Raw genomic sequence first — 22720 nt, 5'->3', positions numbered from 1 at the left:
GTCGTGCCGATAGGGCTTAAAGACTCTTTTATACCTAAAGTCATTGGAGTTGCAGTAAGCGGCGAGGGAGTGAACCCGTTACCTGACATCCGTCAGGAAAACCGGTGAACGAACGAAGCGAAGGCGACTGTAAATTCACGTACTCAGGGCAATCAAACTGTAAAGGATAATTATGGCCACTTCAGGCACTATCTCTTCATTAGGTATCGGTTCAGGTTTACAACTTTCAGACCTGCTGGATAACCTGACGACTGCAGAAAAAAAACGTTTAACCCCGATCACCGCGGCACAAACCAGCTATAGCGCCAAACTGACGGCCTATGGCACGCTCCAAAGCGCATTACAAACTTTTTCTGACGCTGCGACCGCATTGTCATCGACCAATACTTACGGGGCGACCACGGCTTCGTCGAGCAACACGTCTGCGTTCAGTGTGACAACCGGCACCGGCGCCGCGGCGGGTAAATATTCCGTTTCCGTGACACAGCTGGCCTCTGCGCAGTCTTTGGTTTCTGCCACGCAGTCGAGCAATAAAACCGCACTGGGCGCCACGACCACTGATAATACCCGTACCCTGACCATCAGCCAGGGCGACGGCAGTAAACCACTGAGCATCAAACTGACCGATGATCAGACTTCACTGACCGGTGTTCGTGATGCGATCAATAAAGCCGGTGGCGGTGTCACGGCCAGTATCGTCAAAGTGGATGACAGCAGCTACAAGCTGGTACTGAGCGCGAACAATACCGGTACCAATTCAGAAATGACCGTCAGCGTCACCGGTGATGACCAGCTGAATAATATTATCGGATATAACTCATCCACCGGCACCGGTGCGATGACCGAAAATGCCACAGCAGGCAATGCCAAGCTGACCTTTAATGGCATCGATCTGGAACGTCAAAGCAACACCATCAGTGATGCGCAGGACGGGATTACGTTAAATCTGACCGGCACGACCACAACCGCAGCAACGCTGACAGTGGCGAAAGATACCTCCACAGCAACAACTGCTATCCAGACTTTTGTTGATGCGTATAACAAGTTGCAGGATACGTTCTCCAGCCTGACCAAGTTCACAGCCACCGCGACGAATACCGATACGGCTGACAGTACCAACGGCGCATTACTGGGTGACAGCGCACTGCGTACCATCCAGACACGTCTGAAGTCAGCGATCACCGGCGTCTCGGGTTCTGGTTCAGTAAGTTCATTGCAGAGTATCGGTATTACCACTGACCCGGACACCGGTAAGCTGGAAGTTGACAGCACCAAGCTGAGTGCAGCGTTAACCAGTAACCCGAATGCTGTGCAGACCATGATGGTAGGTGACGGCAAAACCACCGGCGTGATGACCAACATCAGCAACCTGAACAGCGGGTTCCTGAACACCAGCACCGGTACGATTGCTAATGCCCAAACAGCCGTGAACACCACGCTGAAAAGCCTCACCGAGCAGTACAACAAGGTGAACACCAGCATTAACGACACCATCGCCCGTTATAAAACGCAATTCACGGCACTTGATGTCTCGATCCAGAAGCTCAACAGCACAGCGGATTATCTGACGCAGCAGTTCGAAGCTATGTCCTCATCAAGTTCAAGCTAGTAAGGAAACTGAATATGTATAATGCAAAAGGAACTCAGGCCTACGCACAGGTAGGCCTTGAAAGTGGCGTCATGAGCGCCACTCCGTATCAGCTGGTGACGATGTTATTCGACGGGGCGCGCAGCGCCCTGATCCGTGCTCGTATTTTTATCCAGCAGGGCAGCATTGCCGAAAAAGGCAAATCACTGTCTATGGCAATTAACATTATCGACAGCGGACTGAAAGCCGGATTAAGTCGTGAAAAAGGCGATCCTGAATTAGTGGATAACCTCGAAGCGCTTTATTCCTATATGGTCCGTCGTTTATTGCATGCAAATTTACACAACGATCAAGAGGCCATCGCTGAGGTGCTGACCTTGCTTGAAAATATCGCCGATGCCTGGCGGCAAATCGGCCCAAACTACCACCCGTCGCAGGACCAATATAATGGATCAACATCAGTATCTGGTTAATGAATATCAACTGATCCTGTCTTTAAGCGAGCAGATGTTGCGGCTGGCGAGAGAAGAGAAATGGGATGAGCTGGTTGAGCTCGAAGTCAGTTACGTCAAAGCAGTCGAAGCCACGACCCGGTTACCGATGTCAGAACAGACATCGGTAATGATTCAGAATGATGTCCGCCGCTATTTGCGCATTATTCTTGATAACGAAAATACGATTAAAACATTGTTACAAGCCCGGATGAATAAACTCACCGAGCTGATTGGTCAGTCGTCCCGACAACAACAAGTGAATACGACTTACGGAAAAATTGACCTCCGTTCGATTGCCTTCGGCGATCGCCAATAATTATTAAATATTTGTTTGTTTTCTTTCCAATATTTCTTGTGCAAAAATAAGGTTTCAGAGGCAGAGAGCGCCTGGCTGCCAGGGCTAGTTCTCTCTGTCTGCTCCCATAACTTACACATATTAACCGGCAGCCTGTTTGTATTAGCAAAGCGGGAATTATTTATCAGGCAGCACACTACAGGTTGCCGTCGTCATTTTCGGGCATCATCATCATGGTTCGTAAAATAAAAGTGACTCCAGGGATAGGAACCATTTCTCTGCTTATTCAGCATAGTGAACTTTTTATTCATGATGTTTATATTGATAAGCCACAATTGGTTCTCATTCAGAACGGAAGCCTCTCAATTACGGATCAGGCACAGCAAGTCACACTGCAGGCTGGCGAAATGCTGGTGCTTAACAGTGGACAAACGTTGAGCATGACTCACCATTTATCCGGAAATGGCCCTTTCAGCTGCGCCATCATGGCATGGGATCATCAGTTACTCAGTGATGCAGGCCTGCACGCAACCGGCTTCAGCCCGCCACTTCTTGCTGTTAATACCCTGCAAGTCATTCCGCACATCCCCGGTGCGTTCAAACAAAGTTTTACCGACACTCACTCAGCCATTCTCTGGCACCATGGTCTGCCCGCACCGATAACCCGCCACCGCATGCTCGAACAGTTACTCTGGCTTTCGCAACTGGGTGTGCGGTATTCCGTACAGCACAGTGAAAGCGTGACAGATAACGTACGTGAATTATTAGTCAATAATCTGCATAAATCATTTACCGCCGCCGAAGTGGCAGAAAAGCTGATGATGAATGAAGTGATGTTGCGCAGACGTCTTGCGGGCGAAAATTGTGTGCTGCGAAATCTGATGATCGATGTACGCATGACCCACGCACTGCGGTTGTTGCAATGCACCGATCTGGCCATTTCACATATTGCACATCAGGTAGGTTATGAAAGCGGCTCGCGTTTTGCCGAGCGTTTCCGGAAACGTTTTGGATTCGCCCCTACCGCCATCCGTGGTCATTTACGCCCCCTTTCTACCCCTGCGCCGCTCACAATCGACAACATATAACAACTCGCGCCAAACAGATACAATACAAAACCTTGAGTAACATCACACAATATTTGATTACCAGATGTTAACGGAATATCATACACGCCGTTATTTTATTCATGGGCAGGAGTGAGTTGTGCACGTTTGGTGGGAAGTGATTAAAACAATTTACTGGGGCGGATTGGGCATTGCGGTGCTGTTCACTTTGCTGGTGAGCCGCGATACGATAAAAATAAGACTGTTAACTTCCGGTATTATCGGATTTACCTGGCCGATGAGTCTGCCGGTCGTCCTTCTCTTCTCTCTGTTCTGAGTTTGCCTGCACTGAATGTCCTCTTAATATCTTGAACCCGGCCTGCTGACCGGGATCAGATAACTGCAAGACAGTGTTATTGCGAGACAATGTGTTATTTGCGAGTCTGCACCCAAAATCCGTGGATTAGACCCGGCAGGTAACCGCAAAGTGTCAGGATAATGTTCAGCAGAAACGCACCGCCGAAACCGTTGCCAATCAATACGCCCAATGGCGGCACAAGAATTGTGATCAATACTCTCCAGAATCCCATCTTACTCTCCCTTTGGTTATCATTGTGTTAACGATAGCGCATGAGAAATGAAACGGGCATCAGATGAAACCTAATTGATCAGCTCCAGCATAATTTCAACATCCCGCCGTGTTTTTTCCAGCATGTCGGTATCGCCGTTGCGGTGTTCAGCATCCGACACCTGGTGGATCTGGCGCATCTGCCATCTCACCTGATTCTTTTGTTCGTCGGTCATACTGCGACACATCACAATGATAAAGTTTCGCAGCATCATCTGTTGCATGGCAGTTTCTTCAGCTTGCTTGTTGACCGACATGACCAAATCTATAACATGTTTTTCTGCCATTGCAGGTTCCTGCGGGAGTGGAATAGTCAGGCCAGACTAACATGGTCTGGCAGCCGCTGATGGCGACTGATGATGTGATTAACGCCGCTATTTCTGCGCCTAGAATTGACCCGGACATCCAGATTATGTTTTCCATCGATCATGTTTTTAAGCGCCTGGCCGCTTCACCTTTCCGTCAGCGTTTCCATCTCGGTGCCAAAGAGTACCGGTATTGCCAGGATAAAGGGCCGGAGACGGTCAGCCAGCACGCGGCGGATTTCATTACTAAGCGCCTTGCCCCGACAGAGCCAGAGCAGGATGGAAAACAGACGCCGATGCGCGGTCACCCGGTATTCATTGCCCAGCACGCAACGGCCACCTGCTGTCGCGGCTGTCTGGAAAAGTGGCATCACATCCCCGCACATACGGCTATGACACCCGCACAGCAGCACTATGCCGTGACGGTGATTTTGCACTGGCTTCATCAGGAAATGCAGCGCCCTGCTCCGGTCGCTAAAGAACGAAAATCTAACAAAAAAATCTCAGACACACCGGACAACGCACAACAGATGAATTTGTTGTAAGAGGCGCATCACACTCGTTAAAAAATAAAAAGTGATAATGGTCACATTTTTCCCGCTTTTCCATCCCCAAGTAAGATCGTGCTCTATAATTTTAGAGGAATAAGAATTGTGCGACGGGTTGTCTTCAGCACGCCCTTTGAAGTTTTTGCAGTCTTTCGGATGAGCTTTTCCATGTGAAACGAGTTTTACACTTGTTGTCAGGATAATTGCCCGTATTGGGAAAAGGAGGATGCATGTCTGAATATCATTATTTACTGGTTGGCGGAAGCCGCAACGGACAACGGCATGTTGATAAACAACATCAGTTTTCGTTGTGCTTTTGGGAAGACGCAGCACAGAACGCGGAACGCGAGTTTTACGGTAAACGCAACGAACGCTACAAAGTTAATCCGGAAAAAGGCGCAGACGGGAACTGGTATCTTGTGGGCTATTGTGGAAATTGTTCGAAAATTAAAGCCGACGAATTAACCACCCAGGCGCTCACCAAGCACGTGAAACCCCTGATGTAAAAATTGTTTTTTGAAAGCCATAAACCCCGCCATTAACGCGGGGTTTTGTTTTCAGGAGCCACCTGACTTTCAGGCCGCCATCCCCTGAATGTTGCGGGCGAAAAATTCAACATGCCCGCCCACCGTAAAATGCGCCTCGTGATGCCCCAGACGGCCAAGTGGCGCAATGCGCACAATTTCACCTTCAAATTCACCATCATGAATTCTGGTGATCGCCACATCAAGCTGATAGCTGGCCGGATGTACGCCTACCGGAAACGTCAGCAACTTGACCCTGTCACCGATCTCAAACCGGGTAAGCAGCGGCAGCGGTGCCTGTTCAAACAGATCCTGATCCATATGTGACTCCTTGTTTTCCAGTGGAATTAATTAGAGGATAGAATATATTGCCGCGTCCTGCCGGATACCGGCGTGAAGCACTTCTCTCTTTCAACATTTATATTGCGCAAGAGCTGGCGTAACCGTCTTTTGCCCCCCGAAAATCATGAGGAACCCCTGTGAAAAAACTGACGCCACAGCAATGCATCATACTGACCGGATTTACCGGCATCCTGCATGGCGAATTTGAGTGGTTTCACGAAGATTTGGAAAAGCGACTTGGCCGTGAAGTTCAGACCTCAGAACTGGGATACCCGGAGTTTATGGAAGAATGCCGCAGCCTGTATGAAGAGGATTTTAACAACCTGATGCCGGACTAAAAACGAAAGGCCGGGCAAACAGTATTGCCCGGCCTCCTGAGTTCATCGTCATTTAATACAAATCACTAAGGCTTCACGATGCCGCGGATAAAGTGTTCATTCACCCTGATCACATTGCCCGTTTCAACGTTAATGACCTGATATTGCACTGGTTTAACCTCATCCAGAACAGCGACAATTTCAAATAAACCTGGTGTAAAAGTAAGCGTGACAAAAACGCCAACAGGATAGACAGCCATAATTTTATCCTTTCAATCAACCTCTTATAATATACTTCCTTTCCCCCAGCGCGATAACACGCAAATCATTAATCACTCCAGGTTATTTCATCGCATACATTAATCACTCGGGATGAATGTTACATAAAAGAAATAAAGAACATGTATAAAATGAAGCGGAGGCACTTAAAATCGGATAACTCTGACAGACGTATCAGGAACATAATTAAATTTTACACTCTTCTTACGCAAAGGCGGTTTTCCGCCACACTTCTGCCTGCCAGTCCCTTGTTTTCGGGGTGATTTAAGTTAAAAATATAAATCCACTTTGTTACACTGAGAGCCTGCGCTGTGAGTGCCCAGATTTTTGAAACCGATGCGACTCATCCGCATCTGACACGACTGATTGCTGAGCTGGATGCCTATCAATATCCGCTCTACCCGCCGGAATCGTTTCAGGGAATTAACATCACTGAACTTGATGAAGGTGAGATCACGTGTTTTATGGCGAGGGTTGATGATGACTGGGCCGGTTGCGCCTGTCTGTTTATCACAAAACACGGCCTCGCGGAAATGAAACGTGTTTACGTGAGCCCGCTGTATCGCGGTCAGGGCATTGCCTCATTACTGATTGCCGCAATGGAAAAGAAACTGAAAGCGTTGGGGTACAAAGACCTGTTTCTGGAAACGGGTGTGTTTCAGGAAAAAGCCATCACGCTGTATGAAAAACTGGGTTATTGCCGGACAGAAGCGTTTGGCGACTATGCGTTGTCCCCGGATCCGCTGAGTGTTTATATGATGAAAGCGATGAGGTAATGCACGGGAAACGGCAGAAGCGGCAATAAATACCTCCATAACGCTGTCTTATGACAGGGTTATGGAGATGCAAAAAGCAATTACATCAGAACGTTGCTTTTTGTTGCAGTCTGGTCATTCGACGGAATAACCCATTTTTTAAGTGTGATGATAAAGAAATTTTTACCCTTGGTAATTTTCGCACCACGGTCACCACATTCCAGCGCAAGTTTGAAAAACTCATCACTGTTAATATTAAAAGCCAGCTCGACTTTTTTCACCATACCGGAATTAAGCAGATCTTCAGCTTCGTGCAATGATTTGGCCTGAATAACTGACATAACGACCTCGTGATATCGGAAGGGATTGTTTTAGCTCCTACATCCTATTTCACTTTTGTTTCTAAATTATGACAGCTTCATGAACATTAAGAATTTTGCCATTGCACTGATTAATAATTAGCCAATTTGTGCGCACGATCACCTCTACGTCAGACGGAAGCGCGGATCCGGCATCGGGGTATCCGGCAGTTGCGTCTGGTTGTTCATCTCACGCAGGTTAATCTCTACGTTGGTGCACATGGCATCCAGAGGCAGGTGGTTATTGGCCAGACCAAAAGGCATTTCCAGCTCTTCCGCCAGCGTATCAAGCGACAAAAAACTATAAGAAATAAAACCTGACACCAGCAACGTCATGTAGTGCAAATCCACCACCAGTGCAAACGGCAACAAACTACAGAACAGATATACCGTCCTGTGCAGCAACAGACCGTACGCAAACGGAATCGGCATGCTAACGATGCGTTCACACCCACCGACCACTTGTGAAAGCTGTAACAGCGTGGAATCCATATGGGTATAGACAATATCCGACAGTTCACCGCTGCGGCGTCGTTCAGCCAGCCATTGTGACAACCGCAGCTGAACCATATTTGTCGGCGCACGGCGCGACAGAATATCTTCCGCATCGTCACCCAGCAAACGCTGAAGATCCGGACGCGGATCACTGTGACGCAACTGGTGCTTGAGGCTGAAACAGAACGCCAGCAGCAACGCAGTCACGCGCTGCGCCTCTCCCGGACACACAGCCATCACCTGACTTTGTAATGTCCGGCAGGCAATCAGCAAACCACCCCATAATTGCCGCGCCTCAATATAACGTGCGTACGCAACGCTGTTACGAAAGCCGAGGAAGATCGCAATAGAGACACCGAGCAGGCTGAAAGGCGCGAGTGTGAGTTTCACGCCAAGGGTCTCATACCAGGGAAGAGTGAGAATGGCGGCAAGTGACATCAGTAAATTGAGACTCAGACGGAACAGAATACTGGGCAGGACAGAACCATGCCAGGCGAACAAACGCAAGAACCAGTGACGAGGGGGACGGATTATCATTTTGTGCAGGTGCTTTATGCAGGTGAAGCGTTTTTTTTTGCGATTCTGGCAAATAAACCTGCCCATGCAAAGGACAATTTTGTGACACCGGTAACATTTTTTCTGAAACTTACAGTTCTGCGTTACAACTCGCCGGTTATCCCATTCACAACGCTGATTTATTCACTCTGCAGCCTCAAGTTACTGCCCGTTAAGGTCGATAATAGTAACAGGAGGAAAGTAAATAAAGTGGCCAGAATTCCCCCCATAACTGACTTACTGTAACAATTCGATCAGATACTCCGGAAAGATGAAGCTCCCCTACTGGCATGAAAGACTGGAGGCTGAAAACATGAACATAATGTTAAGTATTGCGATGATCACAGGTATTGCCGCATGGTTCTTTATCAGCTCATCAATAAATGACATCCGAAACGATTATTGAATGATTCACAACCCCGCCGGGCGGCATCCCGTCCGGTCATTTTCAATCATGGCGGTGTTAATTTCATTGTCTTTTTCATCTCTTAAATTAAACTTTTTATAACGTAACGTTTTGAAGCAATAATTACGCTTACTTCACGCCGAAATAGATTGTCAATTTATGTCAATCTGAGAGAGCATGGCGGAAAATTTAAGCATGGTGTACTGATGAAAATTCTTTTTATTGTACTCATCGTTCTGGCGGTCATCGGGTTGTTGATCTGGCTGATACTCCGGTCAGCCGCGAAGGATGCTGATAATGATTATTAATCATTTTCCCCTGCCTGCGCATGGATCTACAGGCTTCATAAGAATTACCGGACAATAAATATCCGAACACCAAACTTAATACAAATTAAAAACAATGGTGTCAGATTGTAAAAATTCGGGTGAAATAACTCGCATGATGATTAACAAGCTAATTAAAAGCCATCATGCGAATAACAACGGTAAAAGTACGCCTTAAACGTAAAAAACGGATGTGTTTCTGATGTTATTTATTAAGTGAAATAGGAAGAAGAAATAATTAGCAGTTATTAATACAAATTAATCAGTTAGAAAATAATATTTTCATTGTGTTCAATGGAGGTGATAACAGGGCAAACTTTTTGCTCACCCCCTGCACTCGCTTTATCCGCCAGATTCTCCCCTACACCGACATGTTCATCACATCCTGATACGCTGCTACCAGTTTATTTCTTACCTGGACCCCAAGCTGCAATGAAATCGAGGATTTTTGCAGATCGACCATCACGTCGTTCAGACTGACACCGGGAACACCCATCTCCAGCTTTTCAGATTCCAGTTTTGCGTTGTTCTGGGTCTCGCTGATCTTGCCTAATGCCGCTTTTAATTCGCTGGCAAAACCGGCCTCTGATGCGGTATCGGTCTTTGGTGCGGCACCGGCCTGGATAGCCGTGGCCTGCATCTGCTGTAAAACGCTCTCAATGCCTTGAATTGACATGCTTTCTCCGGTTATCGGGGTGTCGGTGAACAAATGGCTTCTTTCATGGAATGACACCCTATCACATCAGTTTTTTCCTAAACGCGGTAATTGAACCTAAAAACCATGGCTTATCGGGCCATTAACTTTGCGTTAAGCGGCAAATAATGGCTCACCTAGAAAATAGGCCTGCCTGTATGGAGGACTGAAAAATGTCACGCTTCAACGATTGCGCACTTGGGAGTCTGTTTTGTTAAGAGACAACATGAACACCACCATTCAACAGCTAAATAGGGATCTTGTATGAGTTCCGCAATAGCCGGCGCAGAAACCCCTCCAAGCGGTTTTACTGCGTTGCTTAATCGCCTGCGCGCCAACCCAAAAGTTCCTATCGCCATCGCTGCTGCGGCAGCCGTGGCTATTGTTGTTGTCATGATGCTGTGGGCTAAGCAGCCTACTTATAAGGTGCTCTTCAGTAATCTCGGTGACCAGGATGGCGGCGCCATCGTCACTCAGCTGACCCAAATGAACATTCCTTATCAGTTTTCTGATAACGGCGGTGCGTTGCTGATCCCTGCCGACAAAGTGTATGAAACGCGTCTGAAACTGGCGGCTGCCGGTTTACCTAAAGGCGGCGCGGTTGGTTTTGAATTAATGGATCAGGAAAAATTCGGCATCAGCCAGTTTAGCGAGCAGATCAACTATCAGCGTGCGCTGGAAGGTGAACTCTCACGTACCATCGAAACGCTGGGCCCGGTCAGCAGCGCCCGTGTCCATTTAGCCATTCCTAAGCCTTCCTTATTTGTCCGCGAACAAAAAAATCCTTCCGCCTCTGTGACCCTGAATTTACAGCCGGGGCGTGCGCTGGATGACGGCCAGATCAATGCCATCGTTTATATGGTGTCGAGCAGTGTTTCCGGCTTACCGCCTGCGAACGTTACCGTGGTGGATCAGAGCGGTCATCTGCTGACGCAATCTGATAACAACGGGCGTGACCTGAATGCTTCCCAGCTGAAATATGCCAATGAAGTGGAAGGCCGTCTGCAACGTCGTATCGAGTCCATTCTGCAACCGGTGGTCGGCAACGGTAACGTGCATGCGCAAATCACCGCGCAGATTGATTACGCCAGCCGTGAACAGACAGATGAAAACTATCAGCCAAATGGTTCAGCCGATAAAGCGGCTGTGCGGTCACGTCAGTTAAGCACCAGCGACCAGATTGGCGCGTCATCGGTCGGCGGCGTGCCGGGTGCACTGAGCAACCAGCCTGCTCCGGCAGCGACGGCACCGGTGACGAACCCGCCAGCGGCAAACAATGCAAATGGCACACAAAATCAGACCGGCAATAATGCGCAAAATGCAGCCACCACCGCGAATGCCAATGTGCCGTCTAACCGTCGTCGTGATGAAACCACCAACTATGAAGTTGACCGCACCATCACGCATACCCAGCACAGCGCCGGTGCCGTTCAGCGTCTGTCTGCGGCGGTTGTCGTTAACTACCAGGTCGGACCGGATGGCAAAGCGAAGCCGCTGACTGACGATCAGTTGAAGAAAATTGATGATCTGGTACGCGAAGCGATGGGCTTCTCTCAGGAACGTGGCGATACGCTGAACGTGGTGAATACACCGTTCAACGAAGCGGCTGACGATTCCGGCGAGCTGCCGTTCTGGAAACAACAGGCGTTCTTCGATCAGTTACTCAATGCAGGTCGCTGGTTACTGGTGCTGATTGTGGCCTGGCTGTTGTGGCGCAAGATGGTTCGTCCGATGCTGCGCAAACAGCAGGCAGAGAAAGATGCCGCAGCCGCAGCCGCGCTTGCCGCCACCATGCCACAGCCTGAAGGCAGTAAACCGGTCAAACTCAGCAATGACGAGCTGGAAAAACGTAAACGTTCACAACAGCGTGTCAGTGTTGAAGTTCAGACCCAACGTGTGCAGGAGCTGGCCGATAAGGATCCTCGTATCGTCGCCCTGGTTATCCGCCAATGGATGAGTACCGAACAACCATGACTATGACCGGAACCGAAAAAAGCGCCATTTTGATGATCACGCTGGGTGAAGACCGCGCGGTGGAGGTGTTCAAACACCTCTCCCCTCGCGAAGTGCAGCAAATCAGTGGCGCGATGGCGAATATCCATCAAATTTCTAACAAGCAACTGGCGGAAGTGCTGAACGAGTTCGAGGACGAATCCGAGCAGTACGCCGCACTGAGCGTCAATACCAGCGAATATCTGCGTGCGGTACTGACCAAAGCGCTGGGCGAGGAGCGTGCGTCAAGCCTGCTGGAAGATATTCTGGAATCGCGCGAAACCACCAGCGGCATGGAAACACTGAACTTCATGGAACCGCTGATGGCAGCCGATCTTATCCGCGACGAACATCCGCAGATTATCGCCACCATCCTCGTTCACCTCAAACGTGGTCAGGCTGCCGATATTCTGGCGCTGTTCGACGAGCGTTTGCGCAACGACGTCATGCTGCGTATCGCAACCTTCGGCGGTGTCCAGCCAGCGGCGCTGGCGGAACTGACCGAAGTGCTGAACAACCTGCTCGACGGCCAGAACCTCAAACGTTCGAAGATGGGCGGTGTTCGTACTGCGGCAGAAATTATCAACCTGATGAAAACTCAGCAGGAAGAGGCGGTTATCGAAGCCGTTCGCGGTTACGACGGCGAACTGGCGCAGAAAATTATCGACGAGATGTTCCTGTTCGAAAATCTGGTGGATGTGGACGACCGCAGTATCCAGCGCCTGTTGCAGGAAGTCGAAGGCGAATCGTTACTGGTTGCACTGAAAGGGGCGGAACAGCCATTGCGCGACAAATTCCTGCGCAACATGTCGCAACGTGCAGCAGATATCCTGCGCGACGATCTGGCAAACCGCGGACCGATGCGTATGTCTCTGGTCGAGAACGAACAAAAAGCAATTCTGCAGACGGTTCGCCGCCTGGCAGAGTCCGGCGAAATGATGGTTGGCGGCGGCGAGGATTCTTATGTCTGATGCTCCTAATACTGACTCACCAGAGTCTGACAAACCGGCACCGGAAAAGAAAACGGCGGAAGAACGTCATGCTGAGCGCATCAATGCTTTGCCATGGCAGCGGTGGAGACCGGGCGACCTCAGAATGCCCGTCTTTACCACGCCCGATGAACCTTTGCTGGCCGGCGGCGAACCAGAGCAAGACGACGGTCTGCCAAAAGTTCAGGTAGACCAGAATGAATTGCTCAATCTTCAGCGTCACGCCGAACAACAGGGTTTCCAGCAGGGTCTCGAAGCCGGACAGAAACAAGGTTACGCCGCCGGTTTCCAGCAAGGTCTGGAAGCCGGGCAGCAGCAGGGTTTGCAGGAAGGTCAGCAACAGCAGGCGGTTCTGACTGAACACTGGCAGCATATGGTTTCTGACTTCCAGCAAACACTGGATGCGCTGGACAGCGTCATTGCTTCCCGTCTGATGCAAATGGCGCTGACTGCCGCCAAACAGATTATTGGTCAGGCGCCGATTTGTGACGGTTCCGCCCTGCTTAATCAGATCCAACAACTTATCCAGCAGGAACCGATGTTCAAGGGCAAACCGCAACTGCGCGTTAACCCGGCAGATTTCGAGCGTGTGGAACTGCAACTGGGAGCCAGCCTGAGCATGAACGGCTGGCGACTGCTGGCCGACAGCCAGATCCACAGCGGCGGCTGTAAAGTCAGTGCCGAAGATGGCGATATGGACGCTTCGCTGGCCACCCGCTGGCATGAACTGTGCCGTCTCGCCGCACCGGGAGATCTCTGATGACCGCCCGACTGAGCCGTTTGCTGAAAACGCTGGATGACGCGGAAAAACGCATGGCGCGTACGCCGTCAGTCCGTCGTTATGGCCGTCTGACGCGGGCAACAGGTCTGGTACTGGAAGCCACCGGTTTGCAGTTACCGCTGGGTGCGACCTGCCTGATTGAGCGCCATGACGGGCCGGTCGTACAGGAAGTCGAAAGCGAAGTGGTCGGCTTTAACGGTCAGAGCCTGTTCCTGATGCCACTGGAAGAAGTGGAAGGTATTTTGCCGGGCGCGCGGGTGTATGCCCGTATTGCCGCCGACGGCCAGACCGCAGGTAAACAACTGCCGCTCGGTACGCAATTGCTCGGCCGTGTGCTAGATGGCAGCGCCAAGCCACTGGATGGATTACCGCCGCCGGACACCGGCTATCGCGCGGCGCTTATCACGCCGCCGTTTAACCCGCTGCAACGTACACCGATCACCGATGTGCTGGATGTCGGCGTCCGCGCCATTAACGCCCTGCTGACCGTGGGTCGCGGACAGCGTATGGGGCTTTTCGCCGGTTCAGGTGTCGGGAAATCCGTCCTGCTCGGCATGATGGCGCGCTACACCAAAGCCGACGTGATCGTGGTCGGACTGATTGGTGAACGTGGCCGTGAAGTCAAAGACTTTATCGAGAACATTTTGGGCGACGAAGGTCGTGCCCGTTCTGTGGTTATCGCAGCACCGGCTGACGTCTCTCCTCTTTTACGTATGCAGGGTGCCGCTTACGCCACGCGTATCGCCGAAGACTTCCGCGACCGCGGTCAGCACGTATTGCTGATTATGGATTCCCTGACCCGTTATGCCATGGCGCAGCGTGAAATCGCCCTGGCGATCGGCGAACCACCGGCCACCAAAGGCTATCCGCCTTCCGTGTTTGCAAAACTGCCTGCGCTGGTTGAACGCGCGGGTAACGGCATCAGCGGCGGCGGCTCGATTACCGCGTTTTATACCGTACTGACCGAAGGGGATGACCAGCAGGATCCGATTGCTGACTCCGCCCGCGCCATTCTTGACGGCCATGTGGTGCTGTCGCGCCGTCTGGCGGAATCCGGCCATTATCCGGCAATCGATATTGAAGCGTCGATCAGCCGTGCCATGACCTCGCTTATTGACGACGCCCAGTACGGGCGCGTTCGTAATTTCAAACAATTGTTGTCCAGCTACCAGCGCAACCGTGACCTGATCAGCGTCGGTGCATACGCCGCAGGCAGCGATCCGATGCTCGATCGCGCTATCAAGCTGTATCCGCAGATGGAGAACTTCCTGCAACAGGACATCATGGAACGCAGCACATATGAAGACGCCTGTCTGGAACTGAACATGTTGTTCCCGGGCTAAACCAAGATAAGCGAGGCATAAATGGAAAGTTCATCGCCGTTAATCACACTTTGCTCGCTGGCGCAAAAAGCGCTGGATCAGGCGACCAGTCATTTGGGCCAAATCCGACAATCGCAACGTCAGGCTGACGAGCAGCTCACCATGCTGCTCAATTATCAGCGTGAATACCGGGAAAAACTCAATTCCACCATGACCGACGGGATTGCCGCGAATACCTGGCAAAACTACCAACAGTTTATCGGCACACTGGAAGTGGCGATTGAGCAGCACCGCAAACAGCTACAACAATGGGATCAGCGGCTGAATATGGCGGTTAACCAGTGGCAGGACAAGCAGCAACGGCTCAATGCGTACCAGACGTTGCAAACCCGCGCCAGTGAGCAGCAACGTTCTCTGGAAAATAAGATTGATCAAAAGCAGAACGATGAGTTCGCCCAGCGCAGCGCACACAGGAAGAAACAACCATGAATCTGAATATTTTGCCTGCAGCCGTTACCACGGCGAAGACCACCGCGAGCGCGGCGACCGGCAGTGCCTCTGTCAGTACGTCACCGGCAACGGACGTCAGTGCGATCACCGAGCCGGGCGCTACCAGCCCGGCGGATTTCGCCAGCCAGCTTGAAGCCCAGCTCGGCGAAAAAGTGGATCCGAAAATCACCAGTACGTTAGCCAAACTCGGCCAGCAAATCTCTGCCAAAGGGGTGGTCGTCGATAAAACAACCCTGACGCAGGCAGTGACTTCTGGTGAAGAAGACGGCAGCCTGATGCTGGATGAAAGTGATCTGAGCAAAATGATCGCCGCGATTCAGATATTGCCGACCGGCAATCTGAAAGGCACGGGCTCCGTCCCGGTCAAAGATGCCGCCCTGAGCGATAAAGATAAAGACAGCACTGACGCCGGTGCTGACCTTTCTGTTCAGTCATTGCTCGCGCAACTTGCGGCGCAGCAGCAACCGGCTCAGCAGATTCAAACCGCCACCACCGTCGCCACGCAAACCGTCAGCAGCGAACCCACCACAACCGATAAGCAGAGTTCACTGCTCGCCGGTCTGACCGCCTCTTCCTTACTGACGGCTGATGGCAAAACCGCCGCAGTAACGGACACCGATCCGAAAGCAGCGGCTGCCGCCTCAGGCAATACCGCGTCGGGCTCCGCACAACATGCCGCCAGCAGTAAAGCGGCCACCAGCAACACACCTGATTTTAGCAGCGCGCTGGCGTCAATGAGCGCAGCAGCCGGCAATGCCGCGGCCCTGCAGCAAAATGACAGCCGCGCTGCCGATAACGGCACGCAGGCACTGAATCAGCTCAACACCGCCGCCGTTGCTGTCTCTTCCGCGCCGGTTTCCAGCACGCCAACCATGACCAGCGCCGTGACCGCGCCAACAACGCCGCTGCTTAATGCACAGCTCGGTACACCGGAATGGCAGCAACAGCTGGGCCAGCAGGTGATGATGTTCAACCGTCAGGGGCAACAGACCGCAGAACTTCGTCTGCATCCGGCTGATCTGGGTTCTATTCAGATCAGCATGAAGATTGAAAACAATCAGGCACAGCTCCACTTTGTGTCCGGTCACAGCGGCGTGCGCTCGGCAATTGAAGCCGCCATGCCGGAGCTTAAAACCGCGCTGGCAGACAACGGCATCAGCCTGGGTCAGAGCAGCGTCGGCAGTGACAGTTCGCAGTGGCAGCAAGCCCAGCAGCAAAGTCAGTCCGGTTCGCAGCAAGGTAATGCCGCCAGTTGGGCGGCGTTCAGCTCCGGCAGCACTCCCTCTGCCAGCGATGCCTTGCCGGTTCCGGCCTCCCTCGCTTCACGGGTCAGCGGCAACAACAGCGTGGACATTTTTGCGTAGGAATTTGCGTAAAAGTTCGCAGAATTGTTTCAGATAATTGCTGACGGTCAGTTCGTCCTTAATTCAAACGGCAGAGCTGACCTTATTTACCCCGCCTATTCTGACTATTGAACAACGGGATAAGCGGGATAATCGTTTTCAGAATTGACTCAGCAGTGTGGTGCTTCTCGCGCCAGACGGCTCATACTTACAGGAAATCGCCTCATCCATGTCTGACTCTGCTCTCTCGGCGTCGCGTAAAAAAAAGCGGCCGTTAATGATCATTCTGCTGTTACTGATTGCCATCGGAGCCTGTGGTGCGGCCGGTTACGCCTGGTGGATGTTGCACAAGCAACAATCCGGAAATGGAACACAGACGACTGAAGTGAAAAAGAACGAACCGCCTGCGGCTCCGATTTTCCTGGCACTGGATACCTTCACCGTTAACCTGCAAACGGCGGATAACGATCCTGACCGCGTGCTGTATGTCGGGCTGACCCTGCGTCTGCCGGACGAAAAAAATCGCGCTACGCTTAATGAATACCTGCCTGAAGTTCGCAGCCGCCTGCTGTTGCTGCTCTCCCGTCAGAAGTCGACGGAGTTAGCCAGCGAAGCGGGTAAACAACAGCTGGTTCAGGACATCAAACAGGTTCTGGACGCGCCACTGGTCAAAGGTCAGCCTCCTCAGGTGATCAACGACGTGCTTTTCACTGCTTTCATACTGCGATAAACAAATTATGGGCGACAGCATACTTTCACAGGCCGAGATCGACGCGCTGCTCAATGGTGACAGTGACAGTGATAATGCAAGCAACACTGCGGCTGCAGCAAAGACTGCCGCGTCTGATGACGGTGTAAAACCTTTTGACCCTACGACGCAGCGTCGCGTTGTGCGTGAGCGGTTGCAGGCTCTGGAAATCATTAACGAGCGTTTTGCCCGTCATTTCCGTATGGGGCTGTTCAACCTCTTGCGCCGTAGCCCGGACATCACCGTAGGGGCGATCAAAATCCAGCCCTACCACGATTTCGCACGCAACTTACCGGTGCCCACCAACCTGAACCTTATCCACCTGAAACCTCTGCGCGGCACGGCGCTGTTTGTGTTCGCACCGAGCCTGGTGTTTATCGCAGTGGATAACCTGTTCGGGGGCGATGGTCGTTTCCCGACCAAAGTGGAGGGCCGCGAATTTACCCACACGGAACAGCGCGTGATTAAACGCATGCTCAGGCTGGCACTGGATGCCTACGAAGATGCCTGGAGCGGCGTTTACAAGCTGAGCGTTGAATATGTGCGTGCCGAATTGCAGATCAAATTCACTAACATCACCTCTTCCCCGAACGACATCGTGGTGACCACGCCGTTCCATGTGGAAATCGGTGCGCTGAGCGGTGATTTCAACATCTGTATTCCGTTCAGCATGATCGAACCTTTACGCGAGTTACTGACCAATCCGCCGGTCGAAAACTCACGTAATGAAGAAAGTCAGTGGCGTGAAAACCTGGTGCATCAGGTTCAGCAGTCTGAGCTCGAACTGGTGGCGAATTTCGTCGAAATCCCGCTGCGCCTGTCGCAGATCCTGAAACTGAAACCGGGCGATGTACTGCCGATTGAGAAGCCGGACCGCCTGATCGCTCATGTCGATGGCGTGCCTGTGCTGACCAGCCAATATGGCACCTTAAACGAACAATACGCCCTGCGCGTTGAACATTTGATCAACCCAATTTTAAATTCTCTAGATGAGGAACAGCCCCATGAGTGACACCAATAAACCGTCTGACGCCGGATCGGATAACGTTGACGATTTATGGGCTGATGCGTTTAACGAACAACAGTCTGCGGGCGGCGCGAAAGCGTCAACTGACGGTGTTTTCGCCGCGCTGGGTGCCCAGGACGGAACAGGCAGTTTGCAAGATATCGACATGATCCTCGATATTCCGGTGAAACTGACCGTGGAATTAGGTCGCACCAAAATGACCATCAAAGAACTGCTGCGTCTGTCGCAGGGTTCCGTGGTGTCGCTCGACGGTCTGGCCGGTGAACCGCTGGATATCCTGATCAACGGTTATCTGATTGCTCAGGGTGAAGTAGTGGTGGTCGCCGATAAATACGGCGTGCGTATCACTGACATCATCACCCCGTCCGAACGTATGCGTCGCCTGAGCCGCTGATGAGCCAGAATGCCGTGACGGATTCTCCGTACATTTCCGGCCCGGTCAATCACGCCACCACCCAGGCATCACCTCAGGCGATGCCTGCCAGTTCGGTGCTGACACAAGTCAGTACTGTACTCGGCGGCATCCTGCTACTGATCCTGTTTATCGGCTGGGTGGTTAAGCGTGCAGGTTTCGCGCCACAGTCTAAAAATAACAAACTGCTGAAAGTGACCGCCAGTGTACAGGTCGGTCGCAGTGAAAAAGTAGTGATCGTAGAGGTCGACAATACCTGGCTGGTGCTGGGCGTGACGGCGCAAAACATCACCCCACTGCATACGCTGAGCGCGCCTCCGGTTGAACAGACGCCAGACTCAGGCAATCCCAATCACCCACCCGCTGATTTCCGTCAGCTGATGCAGAAAATGTTGAAACGTCCGGGAAAGCAGGCATGACCTTGTTGAAATCCGCCCTTACCGCTGCCCGTCAGCGCCCTGTTCGCCTGGTCACTCACCTGTGTCTGCCGCTGCTATTGCTTGCCAGCCCGGCAGCTTTTGCACAGTTACCGGGGATCATCAGCCAGCAGATGTCTAACGGGACACAAAACTGGTCGCTGCCGATCCAGACGCTGGTGTTTATCACCACACTGACCCTGTTACCTGCGATGCTGCTGATGTGTACCAGTTTTACCCGCATCATTATCGTGCTGGGTTTACTGCGAAATGCACTGGGTACACCTTCCGCGCCGCCAAACCAGGTGCTGCTCGGCCTTGGCCTGTTTCTGACCTTCTTCGTGATGGCACCGGTATTCGACAAAATTTACAGCGATGCTTATCAGCCCTTCAGCGAAAACAAGATCACCATGCAGGAAGCAATGGACAAAGGCGCTCAGCCGTTACGCCAGTTTATGCTGCGCCAGACCCGTGAAAGCGATCTGGCTTTGTATGCGCGTCTGGCCAACATCCCGCCTCTTGCAGGCCCGGAAGCCGTGCCGATGCGTATTTTGTTACCGGCTTACGTCACCAGCGAACTGAAAACCGCTTTCCAGATTGGCTTCACCGTATTCATACCGTTCATGATTATCGACCTGGTGGTCGCCAGCGTACTGATGGCGCTGGGGATGATGATGGTGCCACCCGCCACCATCTCACTGCCGTTCAAGCTGATGTTGTTCGTGCTGGTCGATGGCTGGCAACTGCTGCTCGGATCACTGGCGCAGAGTTTTTACAGTTAATTCAAAACGCTAAATTGTTGGGCGTTTTTTGCTCCTCCCCCTGCGAAGGGGGAGGCCGGGAGGGGGTTTTACAGGCAACTTGAAATTCTGAGCTGCTATTCATACCCCACCCCAACCCTCCCCTTCGCAGGGGAGGGAGTCGCCCGTCTTCTTTTACGAGAATCTTATGACTCCTGAATCGGTAATGGCACTGGGTAACGAGGCAATGAAAGTGGCGCTGGCCGTTGCTGCGCCTTTGTTGCTGGCCGCGCTGGTGACCGGGCTTATCGTCAGCCTGTTGCAGGCGGCGACACAAATCAACGAACAAACGCTGTCCTTCATTCCTAAAATTCTGGCCGTTGTGGCGACTATCGTGATCGCCGGGCCGTGGATGCTGAATCTGCTGCTCGATTACATGCGCACGTTGTTTACCAACCTGCCTTACATCATCGGTTAATCTATGGTTTCCTTCGACAGCACCCAGTTAGCCGGATGGCTGAGCATGTATTTCTGGCCCCTGCTGCGAATTCTGGCGCTGATCAGCACCGCGCCGATCACCAGTGAAAAGTCAGTACCGAACCGCGTGAAACTCGGTCTTGGGATGATGATTACCTTCCTGATTGCGCCTTCCCTGCCGCCGGTGGACACGCCGATCTTCTCCACGCCTGCACTGTGGCTGGCAATGCAGCAGATTATGATTGGCACCGCGCTGGGTATCACCATGCAACTGGCCTTTGCCGCCATCCGTATGGCCGGTGAAATTATGGGTTTGCAGATGGGGATTTCCTTTGCGACGTTTTATGATCCGAGCAACCGTCTCAATACCCCGCTGCTGGCACAGTTTTTAAACCTGCTGGCGGTGTTGTTGTTCCTGAGTTTCAACGCGCATCTGTGGCTGATTTCCCTGCTGGCCGACAGTTTTCATACCCTGCCCATCAGCCATAATCCGGTGAATGCCGAAGGTTTTATGGCCGTCGCCAAAGCGGGCAGCATTGTATTCAGCGGCGGGATGATGCTGGCTCTGCCAATCGTGACATTGCTGCTGACGCTCAACATGGCGCTGGGCCTGTTAAACCGCGTGACGCCACAGCTTTCCGTTTTCGTCATCGGTTTTCCGCTGACCCTCAGCATTGGGATTCTGGCGATCAGCCTGATGATGCCGATGCTCGCCCCGTTCAGCGAGCATCTGTTCAGTGAAATTCTGGATAAGATTGTGTTGATCATGAATCAGCTGGCGGCTGACTGAATGGCTTAACGCCGCACCAGCAGCGCCATCACTTCGTAATGCGCGGTATGCGGGAACATGTCGAAAAGCCGGACACGCAGAATGTGATAGTCCGGCAGTAACGCCAGATCCTGCGCCATAGTTTGGGCGTTACAGCTTGAATAGAGAATCGTGTCCGGCGCCATGTGGCTGAGATATTCGCACAATGCTTTGCCGATGCCGCGACGCGGCGGATTCACCAGCACCAGATCCGGCACCTCGCCTTTGCCGGTCGCAAAACCGGTGGAATCGAGCGCCTGAAACTCAACGTTTTGCAGCCCCAGACGCACCGCCGATTCTTTCGCACAGGCAATGGCTTCCGCGCTGATTTCGATACCGGTCAGTTTCATCTGCGGCGTTGCACAGTGCAGACCAAAGCCGCCCACGCCACAGAACAGATCCCACATACTTCGGATATCCCCTCGCCCCCTCACCCAGTCACGCGCCGTGGCGTAAAGCTTTTCAGCCACCACCGGATTGGTCTGGAAAAAGCTTTGCGGGCGGATAAACAGGGGGACATGGTTAAAATCTTCTTCCAGCCGCTGAACATCCGTCAGTGGAATTTCAGTGTCACCTTCGAGGATCGCCATATGCACCGGCTGGATGTTGGCGGAAATCACTTTCAACTGTGGCAACTGCTGTTGCAGCCACGGCAGTGCCGCACGCAGTTGCGCCAGTTTGCCGTCTGAACGCAACACAAAGCGCAGCATCATGCCGCCATCTTTCTGACTTTCAGTCAGTAACAGGAATTTCAGCTCGCCGCGTTTGCGCGCAACGCTGTAAGGGGTCAGGCCCGCGCGGGCAATAAAGATTTTGAGAACTGAAAATACCGCCGGGAAACTGGCCGGATACAACGGGCACTCACACAAATCGACCGGCGTGCCGTCGCGGTGCAACATCCCAAGTAAAGGGCGTTCCACGCTGCCGCTGACCACCATTTTGGCTTTATTACGAAACGCACTTTCCGGGCCGGTGACCGGTTCACACCATTCAGCCACCGGCAAATCTGACAGCAAATCGCTGAGATCCCGCTGCTTGTCGGCTAACTGTTGTAAATAAGGTTTGTCGAGCCACTGGCAGGAACGGCAGGTTCCGGCGGTGTAAAGTGCGCAATGCATGAAAAATTTCCGGTCATCAGATGCAGTAAAAAACTGGCGCGCAGTTTATCACTGCGCGGCGGGAAAGACTCACTTACATCG

31 protein-coding genes are annotated in these 22720 nt (G+C 52.1%); 23 read left to right on the top strand and 8 right to left on the bottom strand.

What is annotated here, in order from left to right:
* The first annotated feature begins 172 nt into the window (after positions 1–172).
* The 5 genes from fliD (at position 173) to ABIC79_RS21010 (ending at position 3760) form a co-directional block, all read left to right on the top strand.
* On the top strand, positions 173–1609 hold the full coding sequence (gene fliD / locus ABIC79_RS21030) for a flagellar filament capping protein FliD (protein WP_112152541.1): 1437 nt from the start codon (positions 173–175) through the stop codon (positions 1607–1609).
* A gap of 14 nt (positions 1610–1623) precedes the next feature.
* The gene (gene fliS, locus ABIC79_RS21025) at positions 1624–2061 is read left to right on the top strand and encodes a flagellar export chaperone FliS (protein ID WP_013575780.1); all 438 of its coding nucleotides are present in this window, start codon (positions 1624–1626) and stop codon (positions 2059–2061) included.
* Positions 2036–2398 carry a flagella biosynthesis regulatory protein FliT gene (gene fliT, locus ABIC79_RS21020; RefSeq protein ID WP_013575781.1) on the top strand — a complete coding sequence of 121 codons (363 nt, stop codon included), beginning with the start codon at positions 2036–2038 and terminating at the stop codon, positions 2396–2398. Before fliS ends, fliT begins: the two co-directional genes overlap by 26 nt.
* Before the next feature lie 419 nt (positions 2399–2817).
* Positions 2818–3465 (top strand): helix-turn-helix transcriptional regulator, encoded by a 648-nt coding sequence (locus ABIC79_RS21015; protein WP_225444887.1) that lies wholly within the window; start codon positions 2818–2820, stop codon positions 3463–3465.
* Between the two features lie 118 nt (positions 3466–3583).
* Entirely contained in the window at positions 3584–3760 is a 177-nt protein-coding gene (locus ABIC79_RS21010) for a GhoT/OrtT family toxin (protein ID WP_013575783.1), read from the top strand.
* 94 nt (positions 3761–3854) lie between these two features.
* On the opposite strand, the gene ABIC79_RS21005 is transcribed toward ABIC79_RS21010, so the two are convergent.
* Both ABIC79_RS21005 and ABIC79_RS21000 read right to left on the bottom strand, forming a co-directional pair.
* Positions 3855–4013 carry a YqaE/Pmp3 family membrane protein gene (locus ABIC79_RS21005; protein WP_015690040.1) on the bottom strand — a complete coding sequence of 53 codons (159 nt, stop codon included), beginning with the start codon at positions 4011–4013 and terminating at the stop codon, positions 3855–3857.
* Positions 4014–4083: 70 nt separating this feature from the next.
* Positions 4084–4338: a hypothetical protein gene (locus tag ABIC79_RS21000; protein ID WP_037034427.1), complete on the bottom strand. Its 255-nt coding sequence runs from the start codon at positions 4336–4338 to the stop codon at positions 4084–4086.
* Between the two features lie 41 nt (positions 4339–4379).
* On the opposite strand from ABIC79_RS21000, the gene ABIC79_RS20995 reads away from it, so the two are divergent.
* Together ABIC79_RS20995 and ABIC79_RS20990 are read left to right on the top strand one after the other, a co-directional pair.
* The gene (locus ABIC79_RS20995) at positions 4380–4901 is read left to right on the top strand and encodes a DUF4186 domain-containing protein (RefSeq protein WP_354568380.1); all 522 of its coding nucleotides are present in this window, start codon (positions 4380–4382) and stop codon (positions 4899–4901) included.
* 233 nt (positions 4902–5134) lie between these two features.
* Positions 5135–5410, top strand: a complete 276-nt coding sequence (locus tag ABIC79_RS20990) for a hypothetical protein (protein WP_013575787.1) — start codon at positions 5135–5137, stop codon at positions 5408–5410.
* Between the two features lie 69 nt (positions 5411–5479).
* On the opposite strand, the gene ABIC79_RS20985 is transcribed toward ABIC79_RS20990, so the two are convergent.
* A complete protein-coding gene (locus ABIC79_RS20985) occupies positions 5480–5749 on the bottom strand; it encodes a hypothetical protein (RefSeq protein WP_013575788.1) in 270 nt (89 codons plus the stop codon).
* A 158-nt stretch (positions 5750–5907) separates the two neighbouring features.
* On the opposite strand from ABIC79_RS20985, the gene ABIC79_RS20980 reads away from it, so the two are divergent.
* Positions 5908–6108: a DUF7736 domain-containing protein gene (locus tag ABIC79_RS20980; protein ID WP_013575789.1), complete on the top strand. Its 201-nt coding sequence runs from the start codon at positions 5908–5910 to the stop codon at positions 6106–6108.
* A gap of 65 nt (positions 6109–6173) precedes the next feature.
* Here ABIC79_RS20980 and ABIC79_RS20975 read toward each other — a convergent pair whose 3' ends face one another.
* Positions 6174–6347, bottom strand: coding sequence for a hypothetical protein (locus tag ABIC79_RS20975; protein WP_013575790.1), 174 nt, complete (start codon positions 6345–6347; stop codon positions 6174–6176).
* Positions 6348–6677: 330 nt separating this feature from the next.
* Between ABIC79_RS20975 and ABIC79_RS20970 the strand changes: the two genes are divergently transcribed.
* On the top strand, positions 6678–7142 hold the full coding sequence (locus ABIC79_RS20970) for a GNAT family N-acetyltransferase (protein ID WP_013575791.1): 465 nt from the start codon (positions 6678–6680) through the stop codon (positions 7140–7142).
* Between the two features lie 80 nt (positions 7143–7222).
* Here the strand turns inward: ABIC79_RS20970 and ABIC79_RS20965 are convergent, their stop codons facing one another.
* Together ABIC79_RS20965 and ABIC79_RS20960 are read right to left on the bottom strand one after the other, a co-directional pair.
* Entirely contained in the window at positions 7223–7462 is a 240-nt protein-coding gene (locus ABIC79_RS20965) for a hypothetical protein (protein WP_013575792.1), read from the bottom strand.
* A 144-nt stretch (positions 7463–7606) separates the two neighbouring features.
* Complete coding sequence (locus tag ABIC79_RS20960) at positions 7607–8512, bottom strand: bestrophin family protein (protein WP_037034430.1); 906 nt, start codon at positions 8510–8512, stop codon at positions 7607–7609.
* Between ABIC79_RS20960 and ABIC79_RS20955 the strand changes: the two genes are divergently transcribed.
* A complete protein-coding gene (locus tag ABIC79_RS20955) occupies positions 8462–8776 on the top strand; it encodes a hypothetical protein (RefSeq protein ID WP_222940662.1) in 315 nt (104 codons plus the stop codon). The genes ABIC79_RS20960 and ABIC79_RS20955 overlap by 51 nt on opposite strands.
* An 847-nt stretch (positions 8777–9623) precedes the next feature.
* On the opposite strand, the gene fliE is transcribed toward ABIC79_RS20955, so the two are convergent.
* The gene (gene fliE / locus ABIC79_RS20950; protein WP_013575795.1) at positions 9624–9938 is read right to left on the bottom strand and encodes a flagellar hook-basal body complex protein FliE; all 315 of its coding nucleotides are present in this window, start codon (positions 9936–9938) and stop codon (positions 9624–9626) included.
* Positions 9939–10220: 282 nt separating this feature from the next.
* Between fliE and fliF the strand changes: the two genes are divergently transcribed.
* The 13 genes from fliF to fliR all read left to right on the top strand — a co-directional run bounded on the left by fliF (position 10221) and on the right by fliR (position 21503).
* A complete protein-coding gene (gene fliF, locus ABIC79_RS20945) occupies positions 10221–11930 on the top strand; it encodes a flagellar basal-body MS-ring/collar protein FliF (RefSeq protein ID WP_013575796.1) in 1710 nt (569 codons plus the stop codon).
* Positions 11927–12919, top strand: coding sequence for a flagellar motor switch protein FliG (fliG, locus tag ABIC79_RS20940; RefSeq protein WP_013575797.1), 993 nt, complete (start codon positions 11927–11929; stop codon positions 12917–12919). Before fliF ends, fliG begins: the two co-directional genes overlap by 4 nt.
* Positions 12920–13043: 124 nt before the next feature.
* Complete coding sequence (gene fliH / locus ABIC79_RS20935; protein WP_370447467.1) at positions 13044–13697, top strand: flagellar assembly protein FliH; 654 nt, start codon at positions 13044–13046, stop codon at positions 13695–13697.
* Positions 13697–15061: a flagellar protein export ATPase FliI gene (fliI, locus tag ABIC79_RS20930; protein ID WP_013575799.1), complete on the top strand. Its 1365-nt coding sequence runs from the start codon at positions 13697–13699 to the stop codon at positions 15059–15061. The genes fliH and fliI overlap by 1 nt, the downstream gene beginning before the upstream one ends.
* A gap of 21 nt (positions 15062–15082) precedes the next feature.
* The gene (gene fliJ, locus ABIC79_RS20925) at positions 15083–15529 is read left to right on the top strand and encodes a flagellar export protein FliJ (RefSeq protein ID WP_013575800.1); all 447 of its coding nucleotides are present in this window, start codon (positions 15083–15085) and stop codon (positions 15527–15529) included.
* Positions 15526–16914 (top strand): flagellar hook-length control protein FliK, encoded by a 1389-nt coding sequence (locus tag ABIC79_RS20920; RefSeq protein WP_015690045.1) that lies wholly within the window; start codon positions 15526–15528, stop codon positions 16912–16914. The genes fliJ and ABIC79_RS20920 overlap by 4 nt, the downstream gene beginning before the upstream one ends.
* Before the next feature lie 208 nt (positions 16915–17122).
* On the top strand, positions 17123–17623 hold the full coding sequence (fliL, locus tag ABIC79_RS20915) for a flagellar basal body-associated protein FliL (protein WP_037034434.1): 501 nt from the start codon (positions 17123–17125) through the stop codon (positions 17621–17623).
* Positions 17624–17630: 7 nt separating this feature from the next.
* Complete coding sequence (gene fliM, locus ABIC79_RS20910) at positions 17631–18653, top strand: flagellar motor switch protein FliM (RefSeq protein ID WP_013575803.1); 1023 nt, start codon at positions 17631–17633, stop codon at positions 18651–18653.
* Entirely contained in the window at positions 18646–19062 is a 417-nt protein-coding gene (gene fliN / locus ABIC79_RS20905; RefSeq protein ID WP_013575804.1) for a flagellar motor switch protein FliN, read from the top strand. The genes fliM and fliN overlap by 8 nt, the downstream gene beginning before the upstream one ends.
* Positions 19062–19499 carry a flagellar biosynthetic protein FliO gene (gene fliO, locus ABIC79_RS20900; RefSeq protein WP_119261720.1) on the top strand — a complete coding sequence of 146 codons (438 nt, stop codon included), beginning with the start codon at positions 19062–19064 and terminating at the stop codon, positions 19497–19499. Before fliN ends, fliO begins: the two co-directional genes overlap by 1 nt.
* On the top strand, positions 19496–20278 hold the full coding sequence (fliP, locus tag ABIC79_RS20895) for a flagellar type III secretion system pore protein FliP (protein WP_013575806.1): 783 nt from the start codon (positions 19496–19498) through the stop codon (positions 20276–20278). The genes fliO and fliP overlap by 4 nt, the downstream gene beginning before the upstream one ends.
* Positions 20279–20444: 166 nt before the next feature.
* The gene (gene fliQ / locus ABIC79_RS20890) at positions 20445–20714 is read left to right on the top strand and encodes a flagellar biosynthesis protein FliQ (RefSeq protein ID WP_013575807.1); all 270 of its coding nucleotides are present in this window, start codon (positions 20445–20447) and stop codon (positions 20712–20714) included.
* Between the two features lie 3 nt (positions 20715–20717).
* Positions 20718–21503, top strand: coding sequence for a flagellar biosynthetic protein FliR (gene fliR, locus ABIC79_RS20885; protein WP_013575808.1), 786 nt, complete (start codon positions 20718–20720; stop codon positions 21501–21503).
* A 5-nt stretch (positions 21504–21508) separates the two neighbouring features.
* Here fliR and rlmC read toward each other — a convergent pair whose 3' ends face one another.
* Positions 21509–22639 (bottom strand): 23S rRNA (uracil(747)-C(5))-methyltransferase RlmC, encoded by a 1131-nt coding sequence (gene rlmC, locus ABIC79_RS20880; RefSeq protein ID WP_354568370.1) that lies wholly within the window; start codon positions 22637–22639, stop codon positions 21509–21511.
* Positions 22640–22720: the final 81 nt, after the last annotated feature.

This window comes from Rahnella sp. 2050 (assembly GCF_040544515.1).
Lineage (GTDB): Bacteria > Pseudomonadota > Gammaproteobacteria > Enterobacterales > Enterobacteriaceae > Rahnella > Rahnella aceris.
The sequence above is the reverse complement of the archived record's forward strand: the minus strand, read 5'-3'. Positions and strand labels throughout refer to the sequence as shown.